Source organism: uncultured Bacteroides sp. (assembly GCF_958445495.1).
GTDB lineage: Bacteria > Bacteroidota > Bacteroidia > Bacteroidales > Bacteroidaceae > Bacteroides.
In genome coordinates this window covers 25939-38479 of sequence record NZ_CAUCSQ010000006.1, presented here as the reverse complement: position 1 = coordinate 38479, position 12541 = coordinate 25939, and the positions used below count along the sequence as shown (strand labels likewise).

General features: G+C 45.9%; 7 protein-coding genes. All 7 read left to right on the top strand.

Annotated features, from left to right (window positions below):
* Window positions 1–127: 127 nt before the first annotated feature.
* The gene (locus tag Q5076_RS03495) at window positions 128–1303 is read left to right on the top strand and encodes a glycoside hydrolase family 88 protein (protein WP_303010859.1); all 1176 of its coding nucleotides are present in this window, start codon (window positions 128–130) and stop codon (window positions 1301–1303) included.
* 11 nt (window positions 1304–1314) lie between these two features.
* Window positions 1315–2571, top strand: a complete 1257-nt coding sequence (locus tag Q5076_RS03490) for a DUF2264 domain-containing protein (RefSeq protein WP_303010857.1) — start codon at window positions 1315–1317, stop codon at window positions 2569–2571.
* Window positions 2572–3001: 430 nt separating this feature from the next.
* Entirely contained in the window at window positions 3002–5350 is a 2349-nt protein-coding gene (locus tag Q5076_RS03485) for a beta-galactosidase (protein WP_303010855.1), read from the top strand.
* A 377-nt stretch (window positions 5351–5727) separates the two neighbouring features.
* Window positions 5728–6621 (top strand): ABC transporter ATP-binding protein, encoded by an 894-nt coding sequence (locus Q5076_RS03480; RefSeq protein WP_303010854.1) that lies wholly within the window; start codon window positions 5728–5730, stop codon window positions 6619–6621.
* Between the two features lie 15 nt (window positions 6622–6636).
* Window positions 6637–9954: a xanthan lyase gene (locus Q5076_RS03475; RefSeq protein ID WP_303010852.1), complete on the top strand. Its 3318-nt coding sequence runs from the start codon at window positions 6637–6639 to the stop codon at window positions 9952–9954.
* 18 nt (window positions 9955–9972) lie between these two features.
* Window positions 9973–11469 (top strand): TolC family protein, encoded by a 1497-nt coding sequence (locus tag Q5076_RS03470; RefSeq protein WP_303010850.1) that lies wholly within the window; start codon window positions 9973–9975, stop codon window positions 11467–11469.
* Window positions 11470–11476: 7 nt separating this feature from the next.
* Window positions 11477–12538: an efflux RND transporter periplasmic adaptor subunit gene (locus Q5076_RS03465; protein ID WP_303010848.1), complete on the top strand. Its 1062-nt coding sequence runs from the start codon at window positions 11477–11479 to the stop codon at window positions 12536–12538.
* Window positions 12539–12541: the final 3 nt, after the last annotated feature.

Sequence of the window (12541 nt, the reverse complement as noted above, 5' to 3'; positions counted from 1 at the left end):
GTTTAGGATTATTTTTTAGGTGTTTTGAATGATAATTGTACGGTTTTGATTCATATTAGGACCTTTTTCTTCATAAATCCGTGCATCTTTGTGGCTCGAATAATAACCACGAAAAACAGTGTAATCAATGAATCTTAGAAAATTTTCTTTATGGGTATTGGGCTGTGCTGTCAGTGCAGGCATGGCAGGATGTAAATCAGGTAAGGCTAACAATCAGGGTGAGGCTGCTAACGATAGTGTGTGGTCTAAGTCCGAAGTTATCGAAACGATTAAAAAGGTGAACGACTATTGGCAGTCGGAAAATCCCGAACCGGCTTTTGCTTTCTGGCATCCGGCGGCTTATCATACCGGGAATATCGCTGCTTATGAGGTGACCGGCAATGAGGCTTACAAAAAGTATTCGGAAGCATGGGCTGAAAAGAATCAGTGGAAAGGGGCTACTTCGGACGACAAATCCAAATGGAAATACAATTACGGGGAAACAATGGAACATGTGTTGTTCGGAGACTGGCAGATTTGCTTCCAGACTTATATCGATTTGTATAATATGGACAGGGAACCTGAGGAATATAAGATAGCACGCGCCAAAGAAGTCATGGAATATGAAATGTCGACTCCCAATAATGATTATTGGTGGTGGGCGGACGGATTGTATATGGTGATGCCGGTAATGACTAAGCTTTATAAGGTTACGGGGAATCTGCAATATCTGGATAAGCTCTATGAATACTTTACTTATGCTAAAAATCTTATGTATGATGAAGAAAGCGCCCTGTTTTATCGGGATGGAAAATATATCTACCCGAAGCATAAGACAAATCAGGGATTGAAAGATTTCTGGGCGAGAGGCAACGGCTGGGTGTTTGCCGGTCTGGCTAAAGTTCTGCAGGACTTGCCGGAGGATAATGCGAATCGTGCCGAGTATATTGGAATCTACCGGTCGATGGCTGAGTCGTTGGCTGCCGCACAGCAGGATGAAGGGTATTGGACTAGAAGTTTGCTGGACCCTCAACAGGCACCCGGACGCGAGACAAGCGGTACTGCATTTTTTATTTACGGATATCTTTGGGGGGTGAATAACGGTTTTCTGGATAAAGCGACTTATGAACCGGTGATTGGCAGGGGATGGAAATATCTTACGGAAATAGCTTTGCAGCCTGACGGTAAAATCGGTTATGTACAGCCGATTGGCGAAAGGGCGGACCAACATAAGAATGTAGGACCGGAAACGACGGCCGATTTCGGGGTAGGCGCTTTCTTGCTGGCTGCTTCTGAAATGGTGAAATATTTGAATGATAAATAACTCAAGATAACATGAAAAACAAGCTGATTTGGGGATTCATTTTTCTCTTTGTTTTTTCTTCAAGTATTTATGCCGAGAGGGTGAAGGAGGCAAAGGAGGTCGGTGACCGGGAGTATTGGGTACGGATGGCGTATAAAATAGCGGCTCCCGTATTGAGCAATATGAGTAAGGGAGAACTGAAAAAGAATATGCAGGTGGAAATTAGTCCTACCTGGGACGGACGGAGCAAAGACGTTACTTATATGGAGTGTTTTGGGCGTTTGATGTCCGGGATTGCTCCGTGGCTGGCTTTGCCTGACGACGATACGGAAGAGGGCAAGATGCGCAAACAACTTCGCGAATGGGCGTTGAAGAGTTATGTGCATGCGGTTGACCCGGATAGTCCCGATTATCTTTTATGGAGAAATGAAGGACAGCCTTTGGTGGATGCCGCATATATCGCGAGTAGTTTCCTGCGTGCGAAAGAGCAACTGTGGGAACCACTGGATGAGGTGACCAAACAGCGGTATATCAAGGAGTTCCAGCTATTGCGCCGTATTGACCCTCCTTATACCAACTGGCTGTTGTTTTCTGCTATGATAGAGTCTTTTTTGATGGAGGCCGGTGCGCAATATGATTTGTTCCGCATTCATACGGCTGTCCGTAAGGCGGAAGAATGGTATGTGGGGGACGGCTGGTATTCGGACGGGGAGACTTTTGCGTTCGACTATTATAACAGTTACGTGATTCAGCCTATGTTCGTACAGGTGATGCAGACGGTGAATAAGCATAAGGTGGTTTTGCATGACCGTAGTCTGGAAATGCAAAAGAAGACGGAGGAATTGGCAAAGAAACGCATGCAACGTTTCGGTATGATTTTGGAACGTTTTATTTCTCCGGAGGCTTCATTTCCCGTGTTCGGACGTTCCATGACCTATCGTCTGGGAGTTTTCCAACCTTTGTCCATGCTTTGCTGGAAAGAAATGCTGCCTGAGGAGCTTCCGGAGGGACAGGTTCGCAATGCGTTGACTTGTGTCATGAAGCGTTTGTTTTCTGTCGACGGGAATTTCAATGAGAAGGGGTTTTTACAGTTGGGTTTTGCAGGACATCAGACCGGATTGGCTGATTGGTATAGTAATAACGGAAGCATGTATATCACATCCGAAGTGTTTCTTCCTTTAGGACTTCCCGCCGGTCATTCGTTCTGGACATCGGCCTCCCAAGACTGGACTTCCAGGAAAGCGTGGAGTGGCAGGGAGTTTCCGAAAGACCATGCCATACATTACTGATAGTGCGGAAGGAATAAAAGATTGTGTAGATAGCCGGACTTTCGGTTCAGGAGATTGCCTTTGATGGATGTGAAGGAGAATTTTTTTGTTGTAAGTCGCACTAACTGACCTTTATTATAGATGTCAATCCCGTCGATAGTATTAACAACATATTGACGGGATTTTTTTATAATGAATAAAAATTGCTATTAAAAGGCCGGCTTTTGATAATCTTGAATGAATATTGCTCTATTTTGACCGATTTGAAGACCTTTGTATAAGAAGAATATTCCATCTTTGCATCGGTTTTCAATAGGTAATGGTTTGGATTTTCAGGGTAATCGAGTAGGATTGGTTTTTAAATTCACTATCGGTCTGAATAGAGGCATTGGCCGGTAGTGAATTTCTTTGGAATTTTAATGTATCATGAAAACAATAGAATAGATTGAAGATGAAAAGACCTTTATCGTATTTGCTTATTGGGTTGGTAGCTGTATTCAGTGTTTCCTGTTCCCAGTCTTCAAAAGGAACGTTTGAGGTGGGGAATAAGACTTTCCTGCTCAATGGGGAACCGTTTGTAGTAAAAGCGGCGGAGATTCATTATCCCCGTATTCCTAAAGAGTATTGGGAACATCGTATTAAAATGGCTAAGGCTTTGGGCATGAATACCATTTGCCTTTATGTCTTCTGGAATTTCCATGAACCGGAAGAGGGAAAATATGATTTTACCGGTCAAAAGGATATTGCGGCATTCTGCCGTCTTGCACAGGAGAATGGCATGTACGTCATTGTGCGTCCCGGTCCTTATGTTTGTGCGGAATGGGAGATGGGAGGACTGCCCTGGTGGTTGCTCAAGAAGAAAGACATAAAGCTGCGGGAACAGGACCCTTATTATATGGAACGTGTGAAACTGTTCATGAACGAAGTGGGGAAACAATTGGCCGGTCTTCAGATTAACGAAGGCGGAAATATTATTATGGTGCAGGTGGAGAATGAATATGGTTCGTTCGGCATCGACAAGCCTTATATTTCCGCTATCCGCGATATTGTGAGGCAGGCGGGATTTACAGGGGTTCCTTTGTTCCAGTGCGACTGGAATTCTAATTTTGAAAACAATGCGCTGGATGATTTGCTCTGGACCGTCAATTTTGGTACGGGAGCCAATATCGACCAGCAATTTGAACGGCTGAAAGAACTCCGTCCCGATACTCCGCTGATGTGCAGCGAGTTCTGGTCCGGATGGTTCGACCATTGGGGCGCGAAACACGAGACACGCAGTGCGGAGGAACTGGTGAAAGGTATGAAAGAAATGCTCGACCGCAATATTTCGTTCAGTTTGTATATGACTCACGGAGGGACTAGCTTCGGACATTGGGGGGGAGCGAATTTCCCGAATTTCTCGCCGACTTGCACGTCTTATGACTATGATGCGCCTATCAGTGAATCGGGGAGGGTGACTCCCAAATATTTCGAGGTGCGTAAATTGCTGGGCGGTTATCTGCCGGCAGGCGAATCGTTACCGGAGATTCCGGATTCTATTCCGACTATTTCCATTCCGCCGTTCAACCTGGATGAAGTGGCGATATTGTTTGATAATTTGCCGGAACCGAAAGTCAGTGAAGAGATTCAGTCAATGGAGGCGTTTGACCAGGGATGGGGAAGCATCCTGTACCGGACTGTGCTTCCGGCATCTGAAAAGGAACAGGTTTTGACAATCACGGAGGCTCATGACTGGGCGCAGGTGTTCCTGGATGGTAAGAAGCTGGCGACATTGAGCCGTTTGAAAGGGGAAGGTACTGTTGTTCTTCCGCCTGTGAAGGAAGGGGCGCAATTGGATATTCTGGTGGAAGCGATGGGACGCATGAATTTCGGCAAGGGTATTTATGATTGGAAAGGCATTACTGAAAAGGTGGAAGTCCAATCGGAAGGCGGCGATGCCGTTTCATTAAAGAACTGGAAAGTCTATAATATTCCGGTTGATTATGCTTTCGCGCGGGATAAGAAGTTTGTGAAGCAGGATAATCCCCGGAAATATCCCGCTTATTACCGCGGAACGTTTACCCTTGATAAAACCGGTGATACCTTCCTGGATATGACTGGCTGGAGTAAGGGGATGGTGTGGGTGAATGGTTACGCTATCGGGCGGTATTGGGAAATCGGACCGCAACAGACCTTATATGTGCCGGGATGCTGGTTGAAGAAAGGGGAGAATGAGGTGATTGTATTGGATATGGCCGGACCTGTACGCCCGGAAACGGAAGGGTTACGGCAGCCTATTCTCGATAACCTGCGGGTACACGGCGCCGCGTATGCACATCGCAAGGTTGGTGAGAACTTGGATTTGACGGGGGAAACACCTGTTTATGAGGGTTCTTTCAAACCCGGAAACGGTTGGCAACACGTGAAATTCGGCAAGGAGGTGGAGACTCGTTTCTTCTGCCTGGAGGCATTGAATGCCCATGACGGGAAGGATTTCGCCGCCATCGCAGAGCTGGAGTTGTTGGGGGCTGACGGCAAACCGTTGTCCCGCCAGCATTGGAAAGTGGTCTATGCCGACAGTGAAGAGACTGAGGAGGCGAATAATATTGCGACGAATGTGTTCGATTTGCAGGAATCCACTTTCTGGCATACCGGTTATTCTTCGGTGGCTAAGCATAAGTTCCCGCATCAGATTGTGATTAATCTCGGCGAGGATAAGGTTGTCACGGGGTTCTCCTATTTACCGAGGGCGGAAGCCGGCAAGACGGGGATGATTAAGGATTACCGGGTATATCTGAAAATGACGCCGTTCAGGATTTGAGAAAGGAGGCGGTATGTCGGTTCCTTTACGGGACGTATCCGAGGCATTTGATTCGAAGGTTAATTATTAAGTTTGTCTGTTAAGTTATGGCAAGGTAAAAGAGGGGCTTCCGCCGGTGAGTGAGAGCTTTTCTTTTACCTTCTTTTTCAGGGTACGTGAAGGCTGGGCGTTGTTGTCTTTTTCCGTATTTTGAAACATCTTGCCTGGAATATGACAAGGATGGATTTTACCTTGAAGTTAAGTGGCGGCCGGAGGTATCGGGGATATTAGGGAGACATTTGACTACTAATTTAAGTTAATGTGTACAATTGTCTCTTTTATAATGTAAATAAGGCTTATCTTTATCAGCCATAACAACATAACACTAATAAAATGTCATGAGCATAACTATTAGAAACCTCAATAAGATATATCCGAATGGGAATCACGCATTGAAAAATGTCAATCTGGAAATTCCGACCGGGATGTTTGGCTTATTGGGGCCCAATGGCGCCGGCAAATCTACTTTAATGCGCATTCTGGTTGCGTTGATGGAACCGACTTCCGGGCAGGTCGAAATCTGCGGATACGATTTGATGAAACAACGGAAGGAGATTCGCGGCATTTTGGGATATCTTCCTCAGGACTTCCGTTTTTTCGCCAAATATAAAACCTATGAATTTTTGGATTATGCAGCCCGCTTGTCGGGAATGACCCAGAGCAGGCAAAGAAAGCAGGCGGTGGATGAGATGCTTGAAAATGTGGGGTTGTTTGATGTCCGGGAACGATATGCCAACAAATTGTCGGGAGGTATGAAACGTCGGTTGGGCATTGCGCAGGCATTGATACATCACCCGAAGGTAATCATTGTGGATGAACCGACGACCGGGCTTGACCCGGAAGAACGCATCCGTTTCCGTAACCTTCTTTCCGAAGTCAGCGAGAATGACGTGACTATCATCTTATCCACCCATATTGTCGGGGATATTTCCAGTACTTGCAACAATATGGCGTTGATGAACCGGGGGGAAGTCTCTTTCTACGGTTCTCCGCAGGATATGTTGAGGCAGGCGGAGGGGAAGGTCTGGCGAATCAGGGCGGGTGGCGACCAGTTGCATGAGATTGATAAAAAATATCCGGTCATATCTACTATCCCGTCGGGGGCAGCCTGGGAGGTGCAGGTCGTTGCCGACAGCGTGGAGGGCTACGAGGCGGAACCGTTTCCTCCCAATCTTGAACATGCTTATGTGTATTATATGGAGAATCAATTAAATCTTTGGACGAACGACTAAACGTGATATGCTGATATGAACTTTTTATCTAATATTCAATCGGTAGCGAAATATGAAAGCAAGCTGTTAATGAGGAGTTGGTTCTTCAGAGTGTTTACAGTACTCGCCATAGGTGTCGCCGTCTTTTTCAATTTCCTTTTATTCGTATCGGAAGATTCTTTCGGATTTTGGATTGCTACGTCCATTCCGTCGAATATTCCTTACTTGATATTGTTGCTGTTAAATACGGGGCAGGCTGTCATCGCCATCTTCCTGGCTTCCGACTTCCTGAAAAGGGACAAGAAGCTGGATACGTCGGAGGTCTTTTATGTCCGTCCGTTGAGCAATGCCGAATACGTTATCGGAAAAATCTGGGGCAACTTGCGTGTCTTCCTGTTGCTCAATCTTATTATCATGGGTATCACGGTGGCATTTAATCTGACCTCGACGGAGGTGGACTGGATGGCTTATCCGGTTTATTTCTTGCTGATTAGCGTACCTACCTTGCTTTTCATCATCGGTTTGTCTATCTTTCTGATGTTGGTGTTGAAGAATCAGGCGCTTACTTTCGTCATTTTATTAGGGTATATCGGACTGACTGTTTTTTATATTGAGGATAAGTTTTATTACCTTTTCGATTATATGGCTTATAGTCTCCCGTTGGTAAAGTCTACTATTGTGGGCTTTTCCAACGGGGAGGTGATTTTGAACCACCGTGCCGTTTATTTCCTTGCCGGGCTGGCATTTGTCTTTTTCACCATTTCCCTGTTCCGGCGTTTGCCGCATTCGTCACGCAGTAATTATCCGTGGATGTTTCTTTCTGTCTGTACTCTTCTGTTGAGCTTTGCCTGCGGATACCGGCATGTACATTCTATTCTGTACCAGGGCGATATACGGGCTGTATATACACATGTCAATAACCGGTATGTGGATACTCCGAAGATGTTTGTCCATCAATACGACTTTTCGATAGAACAGCGTCCTGACGATTTTGTATCCGAAGTGACTATGGAGGGGGTGGCTCTGGATTCGTCCGCCGTATTTACATTCTGCCTGAATCCGGGATTGGCCGTACGTTCCGTTGGTTCGGGCGGGCGGTCTCTTCAATTTAAACGTGACAGGCAAATCGTGCTGGTGGATTTCGGCACGAATCTGGCGAAAGGCGACACCGCCCTGGTGACATTCAAGTATGACGGGCGGATTGACAACTCGTTTTGTTATCTGGACATTCCTCCCGAAGTGTTGCGGGCTTCCAGGAAGGAGTCTTTATTCAATATTGATAAACAGTATAGTTTCCAGACAAAGGACTATCTGCTGCTTACTCCCGAAACCTACTGGTATCCCCGTGCGGGAACGGGTTACAGCGATGAAAATCCGGATTGGCAACAGACGTATTTCAGTAATTACCGTTTGAAGGTGAAACCTCTCGACGGGTTGATTCCTCTTTCTCAGGGCGAAAGTGAAAGTGACGCGCACGGGGTTTATACGTTTAAGGGGGATTTCCCTTCCCAGACCGTATCGCTGGTTATCGGGAATTTCCGGCAGAAGAGTATCGTTTCGGACAGTGTGTTGTATAGCATCTGGCATCTGGAAGGACATGATTACTTCACGGCGGCGTTCGATTCTATCCATGATACGATTCCTTCGCTTATACGTAATGTCAAGGAACAACTGGCGCGGGAGTATAAGCTGGATTATCCTTTCAAGCGGTTGTCTTTGATAGAAGTGCCGATACAGTTTACCGGCTATGAGCGTGCCTGGTCGCAAGCGCAGGAAACGGTGCAGCCGGAAATGATTTTGTTTCCTGAAAAGGGGGCGTTGTTTGATAACCTGAATGTGGAGCAACAGGTCAAGAACCATATACGCTGGTCGAAGTACGGGAATAATAATGAGATAGGCGTAAAGGAGGCGCAGATGCGCACGTTCAACAATTTTATATGGATGTTCCAGCAATCGGAAGGGAATTATAATTTTTCATCGGGCAGCAGGGGGAAAGGCAATCTTTCGTCAGAATCGAACCCTTATTTCCTTTTTCCGCAGATTTATAATTTCCGTTATAATATTTTCTCGTCGGAATGGTCTGTAGCCAACCGGGTGATTGAGCTGTATCTGCAGAAGAAGTCGGAAGACGGGGGATGGGAACGCCAGGTAAATGGAATCAGCAATAACGAGAAGGCTATCCTATTGTTGGAGAAACGCACATTTAAAGAGTTGCTGGCCGATGTGGAATTGCGCAATTTGCAGAATAACATTGTCGGCCAGGAGGCGAGCCGTCTTTTTGCCCGGTCGGAGATGAATATGGGGGTGGAGGCTTTCAGGGATTCTCTGTATTCGATGTTGAGACGCAATACTTTCCTGAATATAAAATTCGAAAACATGCTTGATACGTTGGGAAGGATAAGCCGCACGGATATCCGCTCCCTGTTGGGGGAATGGGAGAGACCGACGCCTCTTCCTTTCTATTCGCTGGGGGAACCGACATTGACTAAAATCGTCAACAGGGGCGGGGAGGAGCTCTTTGTCCTGAATATGCTGGTAAGCAATAATTCGGATTATGAGGGAATTATCCATATAAATGTCCGCAAGGACGGCTGGTGGAGTGAGCCCATAGAGGACCCCAGGGCTAGAATGAAAATAGAAATGCCTGCCCATACGACGAAAAAGCTGGTATCTGTCTGGGAAGATCAGATTCGTAATATTGAAATCAACACGATGATTTCCGGCAATCTTCCTAATGTGATAAATCAAAATATCGGCAATGTCAAGGTGGAGCGGAATAGAATAGTCAAAGACAGTGTTTATATATTGCCGGAATCGTCATTCGACTTGCCGGGAGAAATCATTGTGGATAATGAAGATTCCACTCTTTTCGTCCTTTCCGCTCCTCCCGTTGTGGGGCTTCTGCCTAAATGGCTGGATGAGGTGGAGGAGACGCCTTTTAAATATTCGGGCATATTCTGGTGGCGTCCTCCTTTGCAATGGACAGCTACTACCAACGAAAAATATTACGGGAAGTATATCCGTTCGGCTTTTGTGATAAAGAGCGGAGACGGCAGCCAGACGGCTACATGGAAGATACCTGTGCCGGAGGCCGGGCAGTATGATTTGTATTATTATGTATTTAAGGATGAGGAGTTCAGATGGAACCGCCATCTTCAAGGAGAATATCGTTTTAAGGTACGGTACGACGGCGGGGAGGAGGAGGCTTACGTTGATTTGAGAAAGGCGAATGAAGGTTGGGAACAACTGGGCAGTTATTACTTTGGTTCCGATACGGTCCGGGTGGTGCTGACTGATGAATGCAAGTTGCGTTCCGTTACGGCCGATGCGGTGAAGATTGTGAAACGATATTAATTAAAAACAGCAAACTATATGCAATTTGACTTACTACTATTGAAAAGAATGCTACTGACAATGGTTGTTTTCATGGGAACCGCCTTGGCTTCGCAAGGGCAAATCCCTTTGACGATTGACAAGGCGATGGAGATTGCGCAGGAGAACAGTCCTTCTTTGCGCCGTTCTTATATGAATCTGGAGAAATACCGGCAGAATCTGGTTGCGCAGAAGGCTTCGTTGAAATCACGGTTTTCGCTGAACCTGAATCCGTTGGATTACAGCAAGAACAGGCGTTTCGACAATCGTCTGTCGCAGTGGTACACCAATGAAACGCTCAACAGCAGCGGTACTTTTCAAATAGAACAGCCTATTTTATGGACGGACGGTACGATTTCCTTAATCAACAAATTCGGATGGCAGGACAATAATTCTGTCCTGGAAGGTAACAAGACCAGTGACCGGGCATTCAGCAACGACCTTTATCTGCAATTGACGCAGCCTATTTTCACTTACAACAAGCGGAAGATGGAACTGAAACAAATAGAATATGATTACGAAAACGCCCATATCAGTTATGCCTTGCAGCGGTTGAATACGGAAAAAAGCATAACGGAACAGTTTTATGCGGTTTACATGGCGCAGAGTAATTTGGAAATCAGCCGTGAGGAGTTGCTTAATGCCCAGCAAAGTTATGATATCATAAAGAATAAGGTGGAGGCGGATTTGGCTGCTAAGGATGAGCTTTTCCAGGCGGAGCTGAATCTTGCGACGGCGCGTTCGTCGGTAGACGAGAACCAGGTGAGCATGGAAAATGCGAAAGACAAGCTGAAACAGACGTTGGGGATGGGGTTGAAGGAGGATATCATGGTGCTTGCCGAAGTCGATATAAAGCCGATTCAGGTTGATTTGGAACAGGCTATCACGCATGGGCTAGGCTCACGTCTGGAACTTCGCCAGCGGGAAATAGAAAGTAAGGAACTGGAATTCGAAATGATTAAGACGAAAGCGTTGAATGAGTTTAAAGGGGATGTGTCTTTGTCTTTCGGGTTGATAGGGGATAATCGCCATTTGAACCGGATGTTTGATAATCCGACACAGAATCCGCGTGTCTCAATCAGTTTTACCGTCCCGATTTTCGATTGGGGGGAAAAGCGGGCGCGAATCAAGGCGCAAAAGATGGCGCAACGGATTAATGAACTCGAATTTTACGAGGAGAAGGTGGATATAGAACTGAATATCCGCCAGGTGTGGCGTAACCTTGAGAATCTGAGGACACAGATAAAGATTGCCGAACAGAATGTGCAGAATGCCCAGTTGACTTATGATTTGAACCAGACCCGTTATCGGGAGGGGGATATCACGGGTATGGAGATGAGTCAGTTCCAGACGCAGCTATCGAATAAAAAGATAACTTATACGCAGGCGTTAATCAATTACAGAATAGAATTACTTAATCTTAAAATCCTTTCATTGTATGACTTCGACAAGAATGTTCCCATTGTCCCGATGAAAGATATAATCGATAAAAAATAAGCAGGCCATGAAACAACATCACATTTTAATTGCATCTTCTTTGTTAGCGACTATAGCATTGGCGGGTTGTGGCGGAAGGCCACAGAATGCACCCAATAACATTGCGACTCCGGTATCTGTCATCGAATTGAAAAAAGGGTCGATTAGCAAATTAATTAATACGACAGGAACGGTGCAGCCCACTTACGGGGTGTCTCTGAATTCTGAAATGAGCGGTTTTTATAAGCTTCAGACCAATCCGAAGACGGGAAAGCCTTTCAAGATGGGCGACAAGGTGAGCAAGGGGACGCTGATTGTCCGACTGGAAGACAAGGAATATGAGAATGGCATTGCGATTGATGCCAAACGGCTTAGCCTCGAAATAGCCGAACAGGAACAATCGAAACAAAAAGCGCTTTACGAGAAGGGCGGGGTGACGATGAGTGAAATGCGGAATACGGAAGTCAAAGTGACGAATGCCCGCTATGATTATGAAAATGCGCAGCTCAGTCTGGAGAAGATGAAGATTAAGGCTCCGTTTGACGGCGTGATTGTCGATTTGCCGCATTATACGGCTGGCATAAGAGTGGAACAGGGCAAACCGGTAGTAAGCCTGATGGCATATGACAGGATGTATATGGATATCAACCTGCCGGAAAGCAGTATCCGTTATGTCAAGGAGGCGCAACCGGTGTATATCACTCATTATACCATACCCGGTGATACTTTGAAAGGGAAAATCAGTGAATTGTCTCCTGCTGTCAGTTCGGAGACACGTACTTTCAAAGGGAAAGTACTGGTGGACAACCAGCGGTTGAAATTACGTCCGGGCATGTTTGTCAAGGCGGATATTGTGGTGGACAGGGCCGACAGTTCCATTATTATTCCTAAAGAGGTGATTTTGTCGAACCGTCGTCGTAAATATGTATATGTCGTTGAAAAGAATACTGCAAAGGTGCGTAATCTGGAGACGGGGCTGGAAGATGAATATAACATTGAAATATTATCCGGGCTCAATGTGAATGACAACTTGGTGGTGAAAGGCTTTGAAACATTGAAGGAAAACGCTAAAGTAAAAATTCAAAAGTAAGCT

What these genes read in the sequence shown, in the direction of transcription:
- Q5076_RS03495 (WP_303010859.1), top strand. Translation starts at nt 128, where the DNA reads ATGAATCTTAGAAAATTTTCTTTATGGGTATTGGGCTGTGCTGTCAGT.
- Q5076_RS03490 (WP_303010857.1), top strand. Translation starts at nt 1,315, where the DNA reads ATGAAAAACAAGCTGATTTGGGGATTCATTTTTCTCTTTGTTTTTTCT.
- Q5076_RS03485 (WP_303010855.1), top strand. Translation starts at nt 3,002, where the DNA reads ATGAAAAGACCTTTATCGTATTTGCTTATTGGGTTGGTAGCTGTATTC.
- Q5076_RS03480 (WP_303010854.1), top strand. Translation starts at nt 5,728, where the DNA reads ATGAGCATAACTATTAGAAACCTCAATAAGATATATCCGAATGGGAAT.
- Q5076_RS03475 (WP_303010852.1), top strand. Translation starts at nt 6,637, where the DNA reads ATGAACTTTTTATCTAATATTCAATCGGTAGCGAAATATGAAAGCAAG.
- Q5076_RS03470 (WP_303010850.1), top strand. Translation starts at nt 9,973, where the DNA reads ATGCAATTTGACTTACTACTATTGAAAAGAATGCTACTGACAATGGTT.
- Q5076_RS03465 (WP_303010848.1), top strand. Translation starts at nt 11,477, where the DNA reads ATGAAACAACATCACATTTTAATTGCATCTTCTTTGTTAGCGACTATA.